General features: G+C 53.4%; 20 protein-coding genes. 9 read left to right on the top strand and 11 right to left on the bottom strand.

The annotated features are described in order from the left end of the window. Window positions 1-73 precede the first annotated feature (73 nt). Window positions 74-778, bottom strand: a complete 705-nt coding sequence (locus KNO58_RS08085; RefSeq protein WP_214752936.1) for an SDR family NAD(P)-dependent oxidoreductase — start codon at window positions 776-778, stop codon at window positions 74-76. A gap of 49 nt (window positions 779-827) precedes the next feature. Then, the gene (locus KNO58_RS08090; RefSeq protein ID WP_214752939.1) at window positions 828-1376 is read right to left on the bottom strand and encodes a glycerol-3-phosphate responsive antiterminator; all 549 of its coding nucleotides are present in this window, start codon (window positions 1374-1376) and stop codon (window positions 828-830) included. Between the two features lie 126 nt (window positions 1377-1502). Here KNO58_RS08090 and KNO58_RS08095 point away from each other — a divergent pair, with 126 nt between their 5' ends. Beyond that, on the top strand, window positions 1503-1922 hold the full coding sequence (locus KNO58_RS08095) for a GNAT family N-acetyltransferase (protein ID WP_214752941.1): 420 nt from the start codon (window positions 1503-1505) through the stop codon (window positions 1920-1922). A 40-nt stretch (window positions 1923-1962) separates the two neighbouring features. After that, window positions 1963-3138: a cation:proton antiporter gene (locus KNO58_RS08100; RefSeq protein ID WP_214752943.1), complete on the top strand. Its 1176-nt coding sequence runs from the start codon at window positions 1963-1965 to the stop codon at window positions 3136-3138. A gap of 43 nt (window positions 3139-3181) precedes the next feature. On the opposite strand, the gene KNO58_RS08105 is transcribed toward KNO58_RS08100, so the two are convergent. Further along, window positions 3182-3811 carry a DedA family protein gene (locus tag KNO58_RS08105; RefSeq protein ID WP_214752945.1) on the bottom strand — a complete coding sequence of 210 codons (630 nt, stop codon included), beginning with the start codon at window positions 3809-3811 and terminating at the stop codon, window positions 3182-3184. Window positions 3812-3912: 101 nt separating this feature from the next. Here KNO58_RS08105 and KNO58_RS08110 point away from each other — a divergent pair, with 101 nt between their 5' ends. From KNO58_RS08110 to KNO58_RS08140, 7 genes are all read left to right on the top strand, one after another. Continuing rightward, window positions 3913-4470, top strand: coding sequence for a DNA-3-methyladenine glycosylase I (locus KNO58_RS08110; RefSeq protein WP_214752947.1), 558 nt, complete (start codon window positions 3913-3915; stop codon window positions 4468-4470). 123 nt (window positions 4471-4593) lie between these two features. Then, a complete protein-coding gene (gene putP / locus KNO58_RS08115) occupies window positions 4594-6081 on the top strand; it encodes a sodium/proline symporter PutP (RefSeq protein WP_214752949.1) in 1488 nt (495 codons plus the stop codon). Between the two features lie 126 nt (window positions 6082-6207). Further along, window positions 6208-7356, top strand: coding sequence for a CapA family protein (locus tag KNO58_RS08120; protein ID WP_251026157.1), 1149 nt, complete (start codon window positions 6208-6210; stop codon window positions 7354-7356). Between the two features lie 126 nt (window positions 7357-7482). Further along, window positions 7483-8694, top strand: coding sequence for an argininosuccinate synthase (locus KNO58_RS08125; RefSeq protein ID WP_214752951.1), 1212 nt, complete (start codon window positions 7483-7485; stop codon window positions 8692-8694). Then, window positions 8687-10069: an argininosuccinate lyase gene (argH, locus tag KNO58_RS08130; protein WP_214752953.1), complete on the top strand. Its 1383-nt coding sequence runs from the start codon at window positions 8687-8689 to the stop codon at window positions 10067-10069. The genes KNO58_RS08125 and argH overlap by 8 nt, the downstream gene beginning before the upstream one ends. 111 nt (window positions 10070-10180) lie before the next feature. Then, window positions 10181-10711, top strand: a complete 531-nt coding sequence (locus KNO58_RS08135; RefSeq protein WP_214752955.1) for a biotin transporter BioY — start codon at window positions 10181-10183, stop codon at window positions 10709-10711. Window positions 10712-10774: 63 nt separating this feature from the next. Beyond that, a complete protein-coding gene (locus KNO58_RS08140; RefSeq protein WP_214752957.1) occupies window positions 10775-10969 on the top strand; it encodes a hypothetical protein in 195 nt (64 codons plus the stop codon). 133 nt (window positions 10970-11102) lie between these two features. On the opposite strand, the gene KNO58_RS08145 is transcribed toward KNO58_RS08140, so the two are convergent. The 8 genes from KNO58_RS08145 to KNO58_RS08180 all read right to left on the bottom strand — a co-directional run bounded on the left by KNO58_RS08145 (window position 11103) and on the right by KNO58_RS08180 (window position 19587). Beyond that, on the bottom strand, window positions 11103-11951 hold the full coding sequence (locus tag KNO58_RS08145) for a sulfite exporter TauE/SafE family protein (protein ID WP_128122401.1): 849 nt from the start codon (window positions 11949-11951) through the stop codon (window positions 11103-11105). Between the two features lie 87 nt (window positions 11952-12038). After that, on the bottom strand, window positions 12039-12395 hold the full coding sequence (locus KNO58_RS08150) for a transposase (RefSeq protein ID WP_214752959.1): 357 nt from the start codon (window positions 12393-12395) through the stop codon (window positions 12039-12041). A 19-nt stretch (window positions 12396-12414) separates the two neighbouring features. Next, window positions 12415-13170 carry a hypothetical protein gene (locus KNO58_RS08155; protein ID WP_214752961.1) on the bottom strand — a complete coding sequence of 252 codons (756 nt, stop codon included), beginning with the start codon at window positions 13168-13170 and terminating at the stop codon, window positions 12415-12417. Window positions 13171-13254: 84 nt separating this feature from the next. Further along, the gene (locus KNO58_RS08160; protein ID WP_214752963.1) at window positions 13255-13665 is read right to left on the bottom strand and encodes a WapI family immunity protein; all 411 of its coding nucleotides are present in this window, start codon (window positions 13663-13665) and stop codon (window positions 13255-13257) included. Between the two features lie 91 nt (window positions 13666-13756). Then, window positions 13757-14644: an alpha/beta hydrolase gene (locus KNO58_RS08165; RefSeq protein WP_214752965.1), complete on the bottom strand. Its 888-nt coding sequence runs from the start codon at window positions 14642-14644 to the stop codon at window positions 13757-13759. Between the two features lie 40 nt (window positions 14645-14684). Then, a complete protein-coding gene (locus KNO58_RS08170) occupies window positions 14685-15467 on the bottom strand; it encodes an AAC(3) family N-acetyltransferase (protein ID WP_214752968.1) in 783 nt (260 codons plus the stop codon). A gap of 5 nt (window positions 15468-15472) precedes the next feature. Further along, on the bottom strand, window positions 15473-18484 hold the full coding sequence (locus KNO58_RS08175; RefSeq protein WP_214752970.1) for an AAA family ATPase: 3012 nt from the start codon (window positions 18482-18484) through the stop codon (window positions 15473-15475). Then, on the bottom strand, window positions 18481-19587 hold the full coding sequence (locus KNO58_RS08180; protein ID WP_214752972.1) for an exonuclease SbcCD subunit D: 1107 nt from the start codon (window positions 19585-19587) through the stop codon (window positions 18481-18483). The genes KNO58_RS08175 and KNO58_RS08180 overlap by 4 nt, the downstream gene beginning before the upstream one ends. Between the last annotated feature and the right edge of the window lie 99 nt (window positions 19588-19686).

The raw sequence follows: 19686 nt of genomic DNA on the forward strand, positions 1-19686 counted from the left end.
CCTTTACCCGTGCCTAGTCCTATCTACTCACATCTGTTGTTAAAACATAGGGTAATGGTCCCGGTTAGACGAATTACGGCTCATAAATCATCTTCTTCGTCATCCCGCCGTCAACGACGAGGTTATGCCCGTTGACGAAATCGTTCTGTTCATCAATCAAATAGGCGACCGCACGGACGATATCATCCGGTTTCCCGACCCGGCCCGACGGATGTTGCGCATGATCGATGTCACGGAGCGGCTCGTCCGACGTGTGGATCCAACCGGGACTGATCGCATTCACCGTGATCGGGCGATCCACGAGCGAGACCGCCATCGAGTGGGTCAATGATACGATGCCGCCTTTTGACGCGCCGTACGCTTCCCAATCTGGTTCGTTTTGAAGGGAGCGCGTCGAGGCCAGGTTGATGATGCGGCCATATTCCGCTCCCTCGTTCAACGTTAAGAACGCCTTGGCACAAGCGAACGTCCCGACGAGGTTGACGTCAATCACCTGCTTGAACGTCTCGACGTCAAGTTCAGCCATCGGTTTGACGAGTGACGAGACGCCGCCATTATTGATGAGCACGTGAGCGATACCGACTTGGCGCTGAATGTCAGTGAATACGCGAGCAATCGCCTCATGGTCGCCCAAATCCAGCTCGTGGAACGTCACTCCGTCCAGTTGCGGGTCGTCGCCTTTATCAAGTCCGATGACGTGATACGTCTCGCGGAAATGACGTGCCAATTCATGTCCGATGCCTTGGCTGACACCTGTGATAATCATAACTTGTTTCATATACATCCCTCCTGCACACTCACATACCCGGATTCGATGAATTTGAGTCCTAGCCGTTCGTCCAAAGCCGCTGGTCGGACGTCGTCACGACCGTCGCACCGGCCTCGAGGGCGGCCTCGACTTCCTCGGTCGACGAAATCAGTCCGCCGGCGAAGACCGGGATTCCGGTTTCCGCCTTCACGGCTCGGATATATTTCGGGACGAGACCCGGTAACACTTCAATATAGTCCGGTTGCGTCCGCTTGATGAGACGATAGCTTCGCTCGAGCGAGCTCGAATCGATTAAAAACAAACGTTGGACCGTTTTGACCTGTTTTTGCTTCGCTTTTAAAATGACGCTTCCTTTCGTCGAGATGATGCCGTACGGACGATACGTCTGACAAATATACTCGGTCGCATACTCGTCTGCCTTCAATCCTTGAATCAAATCGAGATGAACGAAGACGTGTTTGTCGTGGGCCGCCAATAATTGAAACACGGCATCGAGCCGGGCGACGTGCACTTCGAGCAGGACACCGATGTTGAACGGGCCCGTCACAAACTTCTCGAGGTCACGCATATCACGCAAGGCGGGTAAAATCGTTTGACCTTCTATCATATGAACACGTCCTTTTTCTCATATCCTACTTTCATTATTTGAATAACGCGGACCGGAAATCAAGGTTTACCGATTCAATATAGCGGGAAAATAATTTTAACTTATGCACAGAGAGGAAGTAGCGATATGGTCAATGAAGTGGAAGTACGAATCGAGACACCGACACCGGAGGAACATCAGCGTCTTCGGGTCATCGCCGGGATGCCGAAACGTTCCGACTCGGGGACGGTGAAAGGACTGGCCAATACGCTATATGGCGTCTGTCTGTATAAAGACGACCAGATGGTCGGGATGGGCCGTGTCGTCGGCGACGGCGGGATGGTGTTCCACCTCGTCGATATCGTCGTCGACCCGGAGTGTCAGGGGCTCGGGCTCGGAAAATTGATTGTGGAGCAATTGATGGATTGGATTTTACAAGAAGCCGACGAGACGGCCATCATCAGTCTGATTGCGGACATCCCAGCCGACGGGCTGTATCGTCAATTCGGCTTTGATTATTCGCGCCCGGAATCAGTCGGGATGGAATATCAATGGAACCGAGACTGATTCGTTGCCCCGTACACCTATCTGATCGAGGGGGTGTCGTATGGAACTGAACATGATCGTCCTGCTCGGTCTGGCGCTAGCCGTCATCTCCGTGCTCAGTCTCATCATCGAGCGATTATTCTTTCCAAGTATTCTTGCCTTTATCGCCATCGGTGTCGCCGTTGGCTTCTTTTGGGACGGAAACGAGGTCTTTAAAATCGCCGGCGAAATCGGGATTATCCTGTTATTCTTTTTACTCGGTTTAAAGTTTCCGCTCGGCGAGTTGATGAAGCGCCTCAAAAAGGTGTGGAAGGCAGGCGTTTTGGATATCTTGCTCGCCTTTGGCGTCACGATCGGGATTGCCATGCTGTTCGGACTTGATTTTTCACAATCTTTTTTAATCGGTGCCGTCTTGTTTGCGACGAGCTCGTCGATTTCGGCACGCATGCTCGAACGTCATGCCGATAAACATGAAGATGTGAAGGAGTTCGTCTTGGCGTTACTCATTTTCGAGGACATCTTCGCCCCGCTCATCCTGACCGTCGCACCGTTCATTATCCAAGATGAACCGATTGAAGTGTCCGATATCGGGAAAGTCTTAGCCGGGTTTCTCATCTTTGGCGTGTTGCTCTTTATCGGATCACGTTTCGTCAAAAAGCAACCGAAAATCGCCAAACATCTGCTGCGGCAAGATGACGCGAGCATCGGTTTGATCGGCTTGATTCTATTTTTCGCCGGAATCGGAATGGTGTTCGGACTGTCCGAGATTCTCGGTGCGTTCATCGCCGGGATCATGCTAGCGGGCATCCACGACGTCCGCCCGTTGAAACGGTTGACCGTCCCCGTGCGCGATTTGTTTTTACCGATTTTCTTCATCTCGTTCGGAATTTCAATCAACCTGGAACAAGGCGTCATCGTCAACACGCTCTTCTTCGTCTTAATCGTCTGGGGTGTGTTATCGAAATGGATCGTCGGCCGCGTTGGGGGACGTCTGTATGGCTTGACACGTGTTCAAGCCAACGAGGCGGGTTTCTCGCTCGCTCCGCGCGGGGAGTTCTCGATTCTTTTCACGGCCCTATCGAACGGGGCGATCAACCTGTTCGTCGGACTATATATTTTCGTCTCGGCTATCATCGGCATCGTCTTGTTCCGCTTCTCTGAGATTTTAGCCGCCAAAACGGAAGAAAAACTTGAAAGAGTCTTGCCCGACGAAAACAAGGATGATTCAAATCGATGAAACGACAAGGACCGATCTTCGTATGAGGATCGGTCCTTGTCGTTTAGAATGAAGAGGCCTGCTTGGCCTGTTTCTTCTTCCGCTTTTTGCGCCAAATGAAAAACACGATCAGCCCGACTGCCAAAAGGCCGTAAATGGCATACGAGTAGACATCCAAATAACTTAAAATCGATTCCCAATTCTCACCGACGCGAATCCCGATATAGATGAGAATCGTATTCCAAATCACCGTCCCCGCCGTACTGAGCACTAAAAATTTCAAGAACGGCATATTCGACATACCGGCCGGGATTGAAATCAAACTCCGCACGACAGGCATCAAGCGTCCAAAGAACACCATCCATCCTCCGTATTTATCGAACCAGGCGTCGGCACGATGCACGTCGGCGATGTCGAGCCGAATCCATTTGCCATACCGTTTCGTCCACTTCTCAATCTGCTCGACGTCCAAATATAGACCGATGCCGTACAATAGGACCGCACCTAGGATGGCGCCTGCCGTCGCTGCGAAGATGACGAGCGGGACGATCAAATCGGTCTTCACGGCGAAAAAACCGCCGAATAAGAGCACGACCTCCGAAGGAATCGGTGGGAATACGTTCTCAATGAAAATCATGAACGCGATGCCAAAGTAACCGAACTGTTCAATGACCTGGATCATCCAGTCTCTCATTTGCTTCACCCTCCAATAGTTCCTACTATACCCGTCACGCCCGGTCAAAAACCGCTGCAACATGTTAAAATGAAGTACTTGAAGGAAAGCGAGGACATGATATGACTGAAGTTACACGTTGCCCATGGTGCGGCACTGACCCGTTGTACGTTCGTTATCACGACGAAGAATGGGGCAAGCCCGTCCATGATGATTTAAAGCATTTCGAATGTTTGACGCTCGAGAGCGCTCAGGCCGGTCTCAGCTGGATCACCATCTTACGTAAACGCGAGCATTACCGAGACGCCTATGCCAATTTTGATGTCGTGACCGTCGCCTCGTTCGATGAGTCGGATGTGGAACGATTGATGACCAATCCAGGTCTGGTCCGAAACCGTCGTAAAATCGAGGCGTCCATCAATAACGCCAAGCGTTTCATCGAGATTCAACAAGAGTTCGGGACGTTCGATGCCTACATTTGGTCGTTCGTCGACAACACGGTGATTCGCAACGAGTGGGAATCGACCGACGACATCCCTGCCTCGACCGAATTGTCTCAGCAAGTGAGCAAAGACTTGAAGCGTCGCGGGTTCAAATTTTTAGGCCCGACGACCGTCTATGCCCATCTGCAAGCGACGGGTCTCATCAACGACCATCTCACATCTTGCTTCGCTAAATAATTTGATTATTTGGTCAATCGTCAAACAAAATCGTGCACTTCATTCATTTTTGTGACAAAATTTTGTCATGGTGCAATCCATAAGGTTTGAAAGCGTTTTCATAATGAATGAGGGGGATGTTGTATGAACGGTGTATTGATTTCGATTACAGTGTATATGGCGCTCATGGTGTTACTCGGTGTCATCGCCTATCGGCGGACTGAGAGCATCGGCGACTATATGCTAGGAGGACGCGGCCTTGGTCCGGCCGTGGCTGCCTTATCAGCCGGTGCTTCCGATATGAGTGGTTGGCTATTGATGGGATTGCCGGGGGCGATGTTCGCGACCGGACTCTCGAGCGGATGGATCGTCATCGGGTTGACGATCGGTGCTTACTTGAACTGGTTGCTCGTCGCACCTCGCTTGCGGACATATTCGTATTTGTCCGAGGATGCCATCACGATTCCAGATTTCTTTGAGAAACGATTTAAAGACTCACGTGGGACGCTCCGGACGTTCTCAGCGGCCGTGACACTCGTATTCTTCACGCTTTATGCCACGAGCGGGTTCGTGGCCGGCGGCCGCTTGTTCGAAGCCGTCTTTGACATCAATTTCGGGACTGGTGTCGTCATTTTGGCTTCGATTATCATTTTGTATACGTTCATCGGCGGCTTTTTGGCCGTCAGTTGGACCGACTTCGTCCAAGGACTCATCATGTTGTTCGCGCTCATCCTCGTACCGGCCATCGCCATCACGGCGACCGATGGCGTGAGTGCCGCGTTCCAGACGATCGGTGATATCGATGAGGCGCTACTTGATCCATTGACGGGTCAATCGCTCATCGGCATCGTCTCGCTATTCGCTTGGGGACTCGGTTATTTCGGACAACCGCATATCATTGTCCGTTTTATGGCCATCGAAAAGTTGCAGGATATCAAGAAGGCACGACGAATCGGCATCTCGTGGATGTTGTTCACCGTCGTCGGGGCGATGGCGACCGGACTGTTCGGCCTCGCCTACTATACCCAGCGCGGGCTTGAAATCGATAACCCGGAAAATGTTTTCATCAATTTATCTGATTTGTTGTTTGTCGATCTCATCACCGGCGTGTTACTCGCAGCCTTGCTCGCTGCCATCATGTCGACGATCTCGTCACAGCTCCTCGTCTCATCGAGTGCCGCGACGACCGATTTCTATCAGAAGTTCTTCCGAAAAGACGCCGGCGACCGCGAACTCGTCATGGTTGGCCGAATCACGGTCATCCTCGTCTCGTTGATTTCGATTTGGCTCGCGTTCGGGGCGGATGACACGATTTTGAACTTGGTCGGCTATGCTTGGGCCGGGTTCGGCTCGTCATTCGGGCCACTCATCTTGTTCAGCCTGTTCTGGAAACGGACGACGCGTCAAGGCGCACTGGCCGGCATGTTGACCGGTGCGTTCATCGTCATCGTCTGGAAAAACTTTGCTGCCGATTGGTTCGGGACCTTCGGTGAGCTATATGAGATGATTCCAGCATTCTTATTGTCGAGCCTCGCCATCTATGTCGTCAGTTTGATGACACCACCGCCGAGCACGACCATCACGAACGAGTTCGAGGAGATGGAACACATCTTGAAGACAGAACGAATTTAAGACTCAGAGTGCCATGCTACTATAGCCTGGCACTTTTTTCTTGTGCCCTGACAAGGATATTCTTCACCCATGGCGAATGAATGGAGTAGTCCAGTTTGAATGACACGAAAGGAAGTGACTCGTCCGTTGAAACAAGTAATCCCGTATAAACAAGCGATGTTGACCTTGCCCCTCCTCCTTCTGTTCGGCTGCGCGACCGCCGACGTCGAGACGTCTCCAGAGCAAACGGAGACCCCGGCTCCAGAGACCGAGGCGGAAGCCCCGGCACCCGTTCCGGAAGAACCAGAACCCGTCGTGACGACGACGTCGCTCTATGCAATCGGCGACATCTTGTTACATGACAGCGTGTATAACGCCGCCAAGAGCGGAGACGGCTATGATTTCACCGCCGCCTTCGAACCGATCGCCCCGATTTTGACCGAGGCCGATATCGCCATCGCCAACCAGGAGAGCATGATCGGCGGCAGTGGGATCGGGTTATCGAGTTATCCCGCCTTCAACAGTCCGTATGAAGTCGGCGACGCGCTCCAAGACGCTGGAGTCGACTTGGTGACGACGGCAAACAACCATACGCTCGACCGAGGAGTCACGGCCATCGAGAACTCGATCGCGCACTGGAACGAGATTGGCATGCCGTACACTGGCTCCTTCTTATCGGAGGCGGATAAGGCCGAGTTGCGGACGTTGACTGAGAATGACATCTCATTTGCCTTCCTTGCCTATACGTACGGCACGAACGGTGTCGTCCCGAAGCAACCCTATCACGTCAATTATATCGATCTCGAGGCGATGACCCCTGAAATCGAAGCGGCCGAACAAGCGGCCGATATCACGGTCGTCTCGCTTCATTTCGGGAACGAATATGAGACGCTCCCGAACGAGGCGCAACAGACGCTCGTCCAACAACTGTCCGACCTCGGGGTCGACCTCATCATCGGCCATCATCCGCACGTCCTCCAACCGGTGGCCTGGGTGAATGGCGCTGAAGGGAATCGGACGTTCGTTGCCTACTCGCTCGGCAACTTCCTGTCCGGCCAACAAGGGGACGACCGGAATACGGGTGGCATCGTCGGCATCGACGTCGTCAAGACGGTCGAGGACGATAAGGAGACGATTGAACTCGCCAACCCGATGTTTTATCCGACGTTCACTCGTCGCTCTAGCGTGGAAGGTCCGTTCGAGGTCGTACCGCTCCAGACCGGCAAGCCGGAGCTGTTCGAGGCCACGAGCCAACACATGTCCCAATGGATGCCCGAGCTCGAAATCGTCCAATGAAGGATCACTTTTCACAAGTGATTCTTTTTTTTTGCCAAAAAGGTTGCTTTACGGAGAAGCATACGTTAGAGTAATTCGTATATTTATAAATACAGATGAATAATTATGTATAAGGGGTGTAAGGAAATGAAACAAAAACTCGTATTAGCTTATTCAGGTGGACTTGATACATCGGTCGCAATCAAATGGTTGGATGAACAAGGGTATGACGTCATCGCCTGCTGTTTGAACGTCGGCGAAGGAAAAGACTTGGAGCGCATCCAACAGAAGGCACTCAAAGTCGGGGCCATCAAATCGGTCGTCATCGATGCGGTCGATGAGTTCGTCAACGATTTCGCCCGTTACTCGATGCAGGCCCATACGATGTATGAGGGCGTCTACCCGCTCGTCTCAGCCCTATCGCGCCCGCTCATCTCGAAAAAGCTAGTCGAGGTCGCTCAAGCCGAAGGCGCCATCGCCGTCGCCCACGGATGCACGGGGAAAGGGAACGACCAAGTCCGGTTCGAAGTGTCGATTCATGCGCTCGACCCGTCGCTTGAAATCATCGCGCCGGTCCGGGAGTGGAAATGGTCACGGGAAGAAGAAATCGCCTATGCGGCCGAACACGGTATTCCAATCCCGATCGTCCAAGAAGAACCGTTCTCGATCGATCAAAACATCTGGGGCCGGGCCGTCGAATGTGGCATCCTTGAGGATCCTTGGGCCGCTCCACCTGCGAGCGCCTATGAATTGACGGCGCAACTCGAAGACACACCGAACGAACCGACGTATGTCGAAATCGAATTTAACGCTGGAATCCCGGTCGCCATGAATGGACAAGCGGCGACGTTCACATCGATTCTCGAGCAGTTGAATATCGTTGCCGGGGCGCACGGTATCGGGAAAATAGACCACATCGAGAACCGGGTCGTCGGCATCAAATCGCGGGAAGTGTATGAGGCACCTGGTGCGATGACGCTCATCACGGCACACCAAGCACTCGAGGCGCTCACGCTCGTTCGGGAAGTCGCCCATTTCAAACCGATTGTCGAACAAAAGTTGACAGAGACGATTTATAACGGTCTCTGGTACTCACCGCTCACGAAGGCACTCCTCGCCTTCATCGACGAGACACAACAGACGGTGACGGGTACGGTCCGGATGAAGCTGTTCAAAGGACAGGCCATCGTCGACGGGCGGAAATCACCGATCTCGCTCTATGACGAGCATCTTGCGACATATACGTCAGCCGACACGTTCGACCAACAAGCGGCCGTCGGCTTCATCAAACTTTGGGGACTGCCGACGAAAGTCCAGGCGGAAGTGATCGCCGAGAAAGGAACGATGGTGCATGAGTAAACTATGGGGCGGCCGGTTCGAACAGACGGCCAGTGAATGGGTCGATGAGTTCGGCGCCTCGATTCATTTCGACGCCCAGCTCGTGTTAGAAGATATCGAAGGGAGCATCGCCCACGTGACGATGCTCGGGGAGCAACACATTTTGACGACGGACGAAGTCGCGCAAATCGTCGCGGGTTTGAAGACGCTAGCCAAGAAGGCGCAAGCGAACGAATTGACGTTCAACGTCTTCCATGAAGATATCCATATGAACCTCGAGGCGTTGTTGCATGAAGAGATTGGTCCGGTCGCTGGCAAGATGCACACGGCCCGTAGCCGGAACGATCAGGTCGCGACCGATATGCACCTCTATTTGAAACGCCGTGTCCTTGAAACGATTGAAGGGATTGAGGCCGTGCAGACGGCGCTCTATGACCACGCCGCTAAGAACGTCGAATCGATCATGCCAGGCTATACGCATTTGCAACGGGCCCAGCCGGTCTCGCTCGCCCATCACTTGCTCGCCTACTTCTGGATGCTCGAGCGTGACAAGGAGCGCTTCAGTGACAGCTTGAAACGAATTGACATGAGCCCGCTCGGTGCCGGGGCACTCGCGGGGACGACGTTCCCGATCGACCGCCACCGTTCGGCCGAACTGCTCGGCTTCGCCAACGTGTATCCGAACAGCTTGGACGCCGTCAGCGACCGTGATTTCATCTTGGAATTTTTATCGAACGCATCGCTCCTCATGATGCACTTGTCCCGGTTTTGTGAGGAGTTGATTCTTTGGAGCAGCGAAGAGTATCGATTCATCACGATCTCTGACGTGTTCTCGACCGGGTCGAGCATGATGCCGCAGAAGAAAAATCCGGACATGGCCGAACTCGTCCGCGGGAAGTCGGGACGGGTCGTCGGCAATCTGATGGGACTGCTCACTATCATGAAAGGCTTGCCGCTCGCCTATAACAAAGATTTACAAGAAGACAAAGAGGGCATGTTTGACACCGTCAAGACGGTCCAAGGCAGCCTCAGTATCATGGCTGGCATGATTCAAGACATGACGTTCCATACCGATACGATGAAACAAGCGACCGAGCGCGATTTCTCGAACGCGACCGAGCTCGCCGACTATTTGACGGCGAAAGGGATGCCGTTCCGGGAGGCGCACGAAGTGACGGGGACACTCGTCCGTTACTGTATCGACCATCGGCTGTATTTGGCGGAGCTCCCGCTTGAGACGTATCAAGCCCACTCTGGATTGATTGAACAGGACGTCTACGAGGCACTCTCACCGGTGACGGCCGTCAAACGCCGCAACAGCTACGGCGGGACGGGCTTCGACTCGGTTCGGACCCAACTAAACGAGGCGGCAGGAAAACTGCCACAGCGCGCTTGAATAAATGAGCACTTGGTCACTTAAGACCAGGTGCTCATTTTATGCTTGTCAACCTTACCCAATGATGTTAACCTTATTTTAGTTAACGTTAACGGAAAAGGGGTTTACATAATGAAGATTCATGATTTAACGCAAATCGCTATCGGCGCCGCCCTGCTCGCGAGCATCGGTTCAATCGCTATCCCAATCGGCCCTGTGCCAATCACACTGCAAATGCTCGGCATCATGACCGTCGCTTCGATCCTTGGGGCCAAAAAAGGTGGACTCGCTGTCGTCGTCTATCTCTTGCTCGGTTTAATCGGATTACCGGTGTTGAGCGGTTCGGGCGGACTTGCGCCGTTCGTCGGTCCGACGGTCGGCTATCTGCTTTCCTTCCCGATTGCGGCCTTTTTGATTGGATGGTTATCGAAACGTCATCGTTCGTTCCCTGCCCTCGTCGTTTATAACGTCTTAGTCGGACTCGGACTCGTCTATTTGCTCGGCAGTCTCGGCCTTCAAGCCGTGTTCGGCATGACGTTCATCGATGCGCTCAAAGTGAATATTCCGTTCATCGTCGGTGATTTGATCAAAGCGATTTTAGCGGCAGCCATCGCCTATAAAGTCTCGACCAACCCGCAAATACGTCGAACCCTCGCTTCTTGAAGGTTCAAACGTTTCATCGGAAAGTAGAGGTGGAACGTATATAGTATGGAAGGGGGTGTCCTTATGAGCGATTCAACGTTTCGCAAGCGATTGGTCAAAGCGACCCATCTCCATCGCTCGCCGAAAGGACAACGCCACGGGGAAGACAAACCGCGGCGTGAAAAACGCGACATCGAGGCGTTCGAAGAACGTCTCCGTGAAGCGAAGAGCAAAGTCGGAGAGATTCAGGAAAACATTGACCATATTGCTAGACGTTAGAACCTCGTCCTCGGACGGGGTTTTTTATTGTACTGAACGAATAACTAAGGCCCGGTATGTTGCTTCAGTCTGATTGGGATATCGTAGCCTCGTCTCCACAAACAAACCCCCGTCCATAGACGAGGGTTTACCTTTACTTCGACCGCGGTCGGATGAACAGCGCGACGATGAATGAGAGCGCGAGCACGACGAGCAGTCCGAGTGAAATGTCATTATAGCCGAGCAAATTGAGAGCAACACTGATGGCGACGGCGACATAGAAGCCACCGAGCGCCTTTTTGACGAGTTGCGAACTGAACCGCTGCAACTGCTTCGCCCCAATCGGCGAACCAATCATCGCCCCGGCGATTAAGGCGATACCATGCCAATAATTCACATCAGCGCCGGCGACAGCATAGTTGATCACACCCGAGACGACGATGAGGAACGCCGCGGCGATGCTCGTCCCGACGGCCCGTTTCATCTCGGTGTTGAGCAATTTGACTTGAAGCGGTGTCAACACGAAGCCACCACTGACACCCATGAGTGATGAGATGAATCCGCCGAACAATCCAATGAAGCCAAGGCGCGGGACCGACTCCGAACCGACGCTGCCCTCCTCATGCTGTTTCGAACGGAAGAACGAGACGGCGAAATACGTCAACAGCGCGATATAGGCCAGCGAGATGACCGGTTTCGCCCCGTCGAGCGTCTCGAGATATAACACGAGCGGAGTCGCCACCCACGTGCCGGCGACCCCAAACGCACCGATCAAGAGGGCATGTTTCGGGTTGACGTTTTTTAATTTGATGTGGGAGATTGTGCCGGCCGTCGTCGATCCGAGCGTGAGCATGAGACTGAGCGCGATGGCCGCACTCGCCTCGTATCCGAAGACGAGCAGGAGAGGCGTGAGTAAAATTCCGCCGCCGATGCCGAAGAATCCGCTCAATATCCCGATGAGCGTTCCGAGCAACAGAAACGATAGTAATGCTGTGACGTCCATGGAAAAACCTTCTTTCTTTCCTTTTCATAACTAATCATAACAAAAAAGGAGCGCATGTTGCGCCCCTTAAAATCAATTTTGTATCCGTCACGGGTACAAGTCTTCCTCTTGCAAGTAGCCAATGAAGGAATCTTGCAGTTCCCCTTCTGTGTCCACATCATCGAGCAATAATGTCGCTTCAATGTCTGAATCAATTAGTCCCGAGCTACCGTCGATCAATCCGAAGACGTGAGAGACCGTATCCACCATCACGACTTCAATGATATGCATCATCAACTTTTGTTGTTCTGGATTCATCTGTTGATACATGTGAATCGCATGACTGTACAGGTCGGTATCTGATAGCGATACTTCTTCTACATACATATCCTTATAGCCTGAAAGGGCATCTTGTACGACAGTCGCGTATACATCTTTTACAAATTGTTCTATTTTTTCTTCCATTTCAGTCGCTCCTTCTACCTCAAATGTCATCGAGCGAGAAGTCAGTAGAACGTAGCCGCTCCGCTTCTAGCATCAAGTCCTCATCTATCACTTTTTTCAATAATACGCCGGGTCCGATATGCGTCCTGGCCGCTTCGCGTCTTGCCACGAAGTATAGGTCGTCGAAAGCTTCGGTCAATTGAAAGTACGCTCCATCCGCTCCAAAATCAACCGCTACCCAATCAAACGCTTCAACCGTTTCGATGTGTCCATGCTCTAGTAAGGCGTGACTCCAATAGTTAATCCAACTCACCTCACGCACTTTTAAGAACCAGAAATCATCCCGTTCATGCGTCCAGAACATCGTCTCGTTTAAAAGTTGGTCTGTATCGACAAAAACGTCCCGATCCAAATCTAGTTCAATCGATGCCCGATAAGGTCTCCACGTCTCACATACAAAACGAAACAAGTCTGTCCATTTGGTTTGTTCTAACTGAAATTGCTGTTTACTGATTGCAAAGTGAAAGCCTGCACTGCCTGGCAATCCGCCTCGAGGGTAAATATTCATGTAGCTCTTCCGCTTCTCTAATCTGCCGATAAAACTATAAGTATCCTCGAGTCCTTCAATCCACATTTCCTTAAATATTTCTTTAGTGAACGATTGCTTGACCGGCTCGAAAAATCCAACTCTTGATAGTTGTACCTCGAACTGATTCAACAATTCCAAAAAGTTCTCTGCGTGACTTCTTGTCCCAATGTCCTCTTCAAAACAGAACCTTAACGAAATCGTCTCCATACCTTTCACTCCAATATTCATTAGTTCCAGCAAATTTATCGAATATGTGACTGGTTCCTAATTGTTTACTTGTCTCAACGTGAGTCAAGGTAGAAACGGTGGCGGCAAGATTTCAGTCATCTCTTGCTCCAAATGTTTACAGAACCGCTCCATCTCCTCTTTCGGGAAGAAGAATGCATCCACCCGCTTCGGTCCAGTCCTCGCCCAAAACGTCCACTTATATGATTCATCCGCCTTCCGCTCAATCCTCAAGACGAAATACGGTTCGATCGGATCGAGTAGATACTTGTCCGAGGTGCCATCTAGCAGCGTTCTCATATGAAACAAAAGATCTTGGAACTCCGATTCAAGGAGCAACGACCCGTAAAACTTGAAGATGAATAGCTGTTCTACTTCGATTGTGAACAAAGAAGCGATGAACACGTCTTCCCCTGTTTCTGAATATTTTCTTGGGAACAGTTCAATCGTTACGTCCTTATGTTGAATCTTCGCCATATGCCCACTCCAATCGGTTTCACTTTACTGATTGACGCCGAACCGATGACGCTTCTCACGAAAAGAGTCCAGGTTTCCCCAGACTCCTCGTTCACAACACACGCTCTAAAAACTCGAATACCGTCTGTCGATATTCGGTTTGGAACGAGCGATGCGACTGCACGTGCCCGTCATTCTCGGTCACCCACAGCTCGACATCCTCGCCGGCCGCGGCCAATTGCTCGCTCTCGCTTACGGGAATTGCATCATCACCTTGACTATGAATCAATAACACCGGTGCCTCGATTTGAGCCATATCGTCAATCGGCTTCACTAAATCCGCATCGAGCCCCGTGAACCAAGGCGTCACCGTCATGATGACCGGCGTGAACGGGAAATTCGGCAAATCGCTCCACACCGGAAGATTCGTCTCGAGATAACCACGGAGGTCACTGAACGGGCTATCGGCGATGACGGCGGCCACATCCGTGTCGTCAGCTGTCGCGAGCGCCGTGGCGGCACCCATCGAGACGCCGAACAGGACGATCGGCCCGTCCGAGCGCTCTTTCGCATAGGCGATGGCGGCAGCGAGGTCGGATTGTTCCTTCGCCCCGACCGTCACGCGGTCCCCTTCTGAAATACCGGAGCCACGAAAATCGAACGTCAAAAACTGATACCCTTGCTCATGGAATTCCGGAATCAATTCTTTGAGCGGCAAATCAGTTTGTTCCCGGTTCTTCCCGTAGCCATGCGCGAAGACAATAGTCGCGCGCGGCGTCGGGTGTGGAATCCACCAGCCGTATAAATCTTGTTGATCTTCTGATTCAATCGTGATGTTCTCATACTTGACGCCTAACGTCTTCGGGGTGAACGTCAACGTCTCTCGTTCAGGTGACGTCAATTGATCCCCGATATGGGCCGAGATGCCCACAACGGCAAGAAACGCGACGAGAACCAACACCCCGACAGCGATTCCCACATATTTGACCCAGCGATTCATCGCAGTGCCCCTCTCCTAAGTATAGTTCGCATCAGCCGTCTCACCGGAGCCAGCTCCGCAAGGCGACAAGCGCATGTTGTACCGGCTCCCACGTGTCCGACGGAATGATGTAACACGTCGCCTCGTGAATCGTGAACGTCTTGACGTCCGCCCGCTTGACGATATTTTCGCCGATGGGACCGAACGGGTCACTGTTGACGTCAGTATGCTCGAACGACTTCCACACCCGTTGACCGTTCTCCATTAATGCACATTCGAACGGCTTCACAGGCCCATCAATCCCGTATTCGGCATAATGCCACAGCGTCGTCGCATCAAGCGGCGAACCGAGATGGACGATCTTTGCATCGCGCTCAATCATCCGTTCGAGCGGCGAACCTGGACCGAAACCGACGTCGAGCGTATGTCCGGCCACGATTTGTTCGGCGTCCCGTCCCCATGCGGCGACCGACCACATCGGATGGTCGCTTCGGAACACATCAGGATATGAGCGGAACAGCTCTGGGACTCGACCCATCCCTCGGGTCGCTGTCTTCGCCGGGTCATACGCTGGCATCTCGTCACGGATGGTCTGCCACCATTCGACGGGGACCGGCGGGGCTTCCCATTCAGCTGGATTTGAATTGTCCCCGCTCTGGGTCGCCATCATGATGAGCCCGTCCGGTCCGACCGCTTCTTGGAGCGCTTCGATGACCGTTTGGGGACCGCCGCACACCCAACCGAGTTTTGATAACGACGTGTGGACGAACAGTGCGTCCCCTCGTCGGATACCCGCCTCTTGCAGGTGGGTCACTAGCGTTGTTTTCGTTTCCATATGTTTCATCGGTCTCACTCCACGATGAGCTGGATCGTTGACCCGCTCCTTGATTTCTTGACTTCGATCCGGGCATCGACCCGGTCTTTCAATTCTTGGACGTGGCTGATGACCCCGACGAGCCGGCCGCTCGATTGTAGCGACATGAGCAGTTCAATCGCTTGATCGAGCGATTCGGCGTCGAGCGTCCCGAAGCCTTCATCGATTAGCATCGTCTCGAGACTGACCCCGCCACTCAACTGCTGGACGACCTCGGCCAATCCGAGGGCGAGCGAAAGCGATGCCTTGAACCCTTCGCCACCCGATAAGTTTTGCACCCGGCGTGACTGTCCGGTATAGGCGTCAAAGACTAATAATTCGAGACCGGACTTGGCATTTCCTTTCGCCGTCTCGATTTTTCGTTCCAATTGGAACTGTCCGCTCGTCATTTGATCAAGATGGACGTTGGCCGCATGGAGAATTTGATCGAAGAACGCCGTCTGCACGTACGTCTCGAACGTCAACTTTTGCGGATTCAGTCCGCGTCCGGTGTCGGCAATCAATTTGACAGTCTCCAGATTCCGTTGATCCTCATCCGTCTTCTCCCGGAGCATATTCCATTCGGTGACGATATGGCGATGGCGTTTCAATTGCCCGTCCGCTGTGACGAGTTGTTCGGACAGCGCTTCGAACGAACGAATCGCTTCGTTCAATCGCTCTTGGAGCTGTTCTAGATTTGGCCGCGGACGGTCCCCGATTTTCTCGTTCAGCGCCTTGACGGCGTGTTCGAGTCGGACACCTTCCTCAAGCTCGGTCGCTTGGCGCTCGCGTAGTTCGGGCAGTTGCTCGACGCGCGCGCGATACTCTTTGAACACGTCTTCAGTCAACTCGACCTTCTCGAGAGCGGCTTCCAGTTCAGCCGTCGCTTCGGATAAGCGCACGTGCTCGAACTCGAGTTGTTCCCCGAGGAGACGGAGTCGCTCCGCTTCCCCCCACTTCAATCGATTCAATTCTTCAAGCCGACGTTCATACGCCGTCACATCTCGTTCAATGTGGGCGAGTCGTGTCGCGAGCTGATTCCGCTCGGTCTGTAACATCTCTAACGTCGTCCCATCAGGTTGACGCATCGACTGGAGCTTCTCTTGGACGGTTTGGAGCTGTTCAAACAGCTGTTGCCGTTTCTCCGCCTGCTCACGCTTGGCAGTCTCAAGTTGTTTCAATTCGGTCGTGGTCGCGCGCAAGTGACGCTCCATCCGTAGTCGTTCTTCAGTCTGTTGCCGCAACTGTCGGACGCGGGCGTCTTGGTGTTGCATCGCAGTGTCGACTGCACCGTCGAGCTTCAACTCGAGCCGAGCGAGATCGCGTTCACGAATCAGCTCATCGAGTTGGCGTTTGAGCGCCCGATAATCCGCCCGAGCTTCATGCAGGTCGGCCTCGATCCGCTTCAGCGTCTCGACCGCTGAGCGATGACCCGCTTGGTCGATGGACGTCTCGGTTCGCTCGACATGTCCGTGGGTCAATGAACCGCAGACTGGGCAAGGTTCCCCCGCTTCGAGTCGCTCGCGCAGCGTGTCGGCCATGCGCGCATGCTCGGCCTCGACGAATTGGTCGACCCGTTCCGTCTGGGCCGCGAATTGCCGTTGGACGTCCTTCCCGTTCCGTTCACAGGCGGTGAGTCGTTCCATGACCTCTGCCACTTTCGCCTCGAGTCGAGCTTGCTGTTGGAGTTGACTATACAGTCGTTCGGCCTCGACGAGCTGGTCTGGTGCCGGTGCGTTCTCGAGCTTGGCCGTAAGATTGCCCTCGGTCGCTTGAAGCTCCTTGAGACGCGCTTCATCTGAAAACAGACCGAGCGGCTCCAACTGGCGTTTCAAGTCATCTCGACGTCTCGTCATGCGGTGCCATTCATCGACGTATGGCAACATCTCGTCAATCGCATGGACGCGACTTGTGGCCCGTTCCGCTTCTTGGCGCATGGTCGTGATGGCTTCTGCTTCTGCCTGCAACTCCTCCAACTGTTTCGTGTAGACCTCATCGCGTTGACGGGATACATTTCGTTCACGGGTCAACCGTTCGATATCGTGACGCACCGTTTCAGTACGTTGATAGAGCGGGCTGACGCTCGCCACTTGTTCAAGTCGCAAGATGAGCGCCTGGCGTTGTTCGCGTACCTCTGCCGCTTGGCGGAACGTCTCGAGCGCGGTCGCGCGCACGTCCCGCTCTTCCATCAACTCGGCGAGCGCGGTCGCCTGATTCACGTCTCGGCGCAGCGCCTCGAGCCGTTCCTCACCCGTCCGGCGCTGTGCCTGTAGCGTGTCCCGCGCCGCCAAGAGCCGCTCTTCCCGGGCGTTGAGCCACGTCACGATGTCAGGCAAGTTGCGGGTCGACATGTCCTCGACGGCCTCGTCTTCGAGTTCTAACAGTTTCAAACGCGTCGTCTCGACCGCCCATTCGACCCGTTTTCGGTACTTGCCGTAACGTTCGATCCAATCTTCCTGAAAGGCGCGGTACGCCTCCGTCTTGAAAATCGATTGCAAAATCTGTTGCTTCTTCGTCGAATCGGAATCGAGGAGCTGACGGAACTGGTTCTGTGGCAACAGCAAGATTTGACTGAACTGCTCATAGCTCAGCTGCAACAATGATTCAATCGTCTGCTCGACGTCGTTCACTTTCGTCGCGAGCGGCTTCCAGGCGTCCTTCCATTCATAGAGCACCGCTTCGTGCGGAATCGGTGTCTTGTTTTTCGGATGCGGTTGTTGCGGCTGACGGACGATGCGATACCGTTCATCACGAATCGTGAACGAGAAGTCGATTTCGGTCTTCCGTTCCGGGTCCGCATATTGGCTTCGAAAGTCGCTGGCGTTCCGGAGCGCCCCGCTGGCCCGACCATAGAGTGCGAACGTCATCGCGTCAAAAATCGTCGTCTTGCCGGCACCGGTCCGGCCGCTGATGACGAACATCGAACGGCCCTCGAGCTGCGTGAAATCGATTTGTTCCGTCTCGGCATAAGGACCGAAGGCGGTGATGGTCAAGTGTTCCGGTCTCAAATCGATTCCTCCCCTTCTAAGAAACGTTGCACCGTCACATCGGCATCGCGGCCGTGGACGGCTTTAAAGAAGTCCATGTATACATCCTCGACCGATTGCCGTTCGAGCTTCTCACGTTCGAAACGGGACGTCTGGTCTTGGCGACGCAACAACTCGAGTTCGAGGTGTAAGATGTTCGGATAGACGGTCCGTAACTTCGCCATCGGGTCGAATAACGCACGGTCATCGGTCAAGACGATTTTCAAATAGTCGTCTACAGCCTCGTCTTGATAAAACGACGGGTCGAGCAGCTCGTTCAGCGTACCGGTCAAGATGCGCAAGTCACGGCGTGCTGTGAGCGGACGCCGACGTCGTGTCCATGTCCCGTCCCACTCGATGATGTCGACCGATTTCACATGGGCCGCCTCGGAGAATGAATATTTCATGAGCGACCCGCTGTATGCGATCCGGTCGTCGCAGATGGCGTCGCGGTTATGCAAGTGTCCGAGCGCCGTATATCCGAACGGGGCGTATAGTCCTTTCGCGACTTGCCCGGCCGTCCCGACGGACAGTTGTCGCTCGGAATCGGTCTCGAGTCCGCCGGCGACGAAACTGTGACCGACTGCGACCGCTCGTGCATCGATTACCCCATAAGCGTCAACGACTGCGGCGAGCGCGTCATGATGGGTCCGAATCGACTCGTCGCCGAACGCGTAACGGATACGTGCCGGCTCGAGGAACGGCATCAAATAGAATGGGATTTCGTTCACGACGATTGGTCCAGCACTCGGATCATATTTTCCGACGATATGGAGACCGACTTTCGTCAACAGCTTGGAGCTGTATTGGAGCCGCTCGGCCGAATCGTGATTGCCGGCGATGGCGAGTACCGGGATGCCTCGCTCGAGGACGAGCGCACGCCACATCTCATCGAGCAAGTCGACGGCCTCGACGGGCGGCACGGCCCGGTCATATAAATCACCGGCGACGACGATGGCATCAGGTTTCTCCTCATCGACAATCTGTAAGAATGATTCAAATAAAATAATTTGTTGTTCTTCTGTCATATGGCGGCCGTGGACGATTTTACCTAAATGCCAATCGGCCGTATGAATCCATTTCATGCGACTTCACCTCTGTTTCCATTCTAGCATTATTCCGGTGTACGATTCGACGTCTTGACACTTGTTTTCGAAACAGCGAAAGTTAATAGGAAAGGGGGA

The sequence above is a fragment of the Exiguobacterium sp. J17977 genome (assembly GCF_018616375.1).
GTDB classification, from domain to species: Bacteria; Bacillota; Bacilli; order Exiguobacteriales; family Exiguobacteriaceae; genus Exiguobacterium; species Exiguobacterium mexicanum.

What these genes read in the sequence shown, in the direction of transcription:
- KNO58_RS08140 (WP_214752957.1), top strand. Translation starts at nt 10,775, where the DNA reads ATGAGCGATTCAACGTTTCGCAAGCGATTGGTCAAAGCGACCCATCTC.
- KNO58_RS08170 (WP_214752968.1), bottom strand. Translation starts at nt 15,467, where the DNA reads ATGAAACATATGGAAACGAAAACAACGCTAGTGACCCACCTGCAAGAG.
- KNO58_RS08180 (WP_214752972.1), bottom strand. Translation starts at nt 19,587, where the DNA reads ATGAAATGGATTCATACGGCCGATTGGCATTTAGGTAAAATCGTCCAC.
- KNO58_RS08110 (WP_214752947.1), top strand. Translation starts at nt 3,913, where the DNA reads ATGACTGAAGTTACACGTTGCCCATGGTGCGGCACTGACCCGTTGTAC.
- KNO58_RS08105 (WP_214752945.1), bottom strand. Translation starts at nt 3,811, where the DNA reads ATGAGAGACTGGATGATCCAGGTCATTGAACAGTTCGGTTACTTTGGC.
- KNO58_RS08160 (WP_214752963.1), bottom strand. Translation starts at nt 13,665, where the DNA reads ATGGCGAAGATTCAACATAAGGACGTAACGATTGAACTGTTCCCAAGA.
- KNO58_RS08135 (WP_214752955.1), top strand. Translation starts at nt 10,181, where the DNA reads ATGAAGATTCATGATTTAACGCAAATCGCTATCGGCGCCGCCCTGCTC.
- putP (WP_214752949.1), top strand. Translation starts at nt 4,594, where the DNA reads ATGAACGGTGTATTGATTTCGATTACAGTGTATATGGCGCTCATGGTG.
- KNO58_RS08090 (WP_214752939.1), bottom strand. Translation starts at nt 1,376, where the DNA reads ATGATAGAAGGTCAAACGATTTTACCCGCCTTGCGTGATATGCGTGAC.
- KNO58_RS08095 (WP_214752941.1), top strand. Translation starts at nt 1,503, where the DNA reads ATGGTCAATGAAGTGGAAGTACGAATCGAGACACCGACACCGGAGGAA.
- KNO58_RS08125 (WP_214752951.1), top strand. Translation starts at nt 7,483, where the DNA reads ATGAAACAAAAACTCGTATTAGCTTATTCAGGTGGACTTGATACATCG.
- KNO58_RS08085 (WP_214752936.1), bottom strand. Translation starts at nt 778, where the DNA reads ATGAAACAAGTTATGATTATCACAGGTGTCAGCCAAGGCATCGGACAT.
- KNO58_RS08165 (WP_214752965.1), bottom strand. Translation starts at nt 14,644, where the DNA reads ATGAATCGCTGGGTCAAATATGTGGGAATCGCTGTCGGGGTGTTGGTT.
- argH (WP_214752953.1), top strand. Translation starts at nt 8,687, where the DNA reads ATGAGTAAACTATGGGGCGGCCGGTTCGAACAGACGGCCAGTGAATGG.
- KNO58_RS08150 (WP_214752959.1), bottom strand. Translation starts at nt 12,395, where the DNA reads ATGGAAGAAAAAATAGAACAATTTGTAAAAGATGTATACGCGACTGTC.
- KNO58_RS08100 (WP_214752943.1), top strand. Translation starts at nt 1,963, where the DNA reads ATGGAACTGAACATGATCGTCCTGCTCGGTCTGGCGCTAGCCGTCATC.
- KNO58_RS08155 (WP_214752961.1), bottom strand. Translation starts at nt 13,170, where the DNA reads ATGGAGACGATTTCGTTAAGGTTCTGTTTTGAAGAGGACATTGGGACA.
- KNO58_RS08145 (WP_128122401.1), bottom strand. Translation starts at nt 11,951, where the DNA reads ATGGACGTCACAGCATTACTATCGTTTCTGTTGCTCGGAACGCTCATC.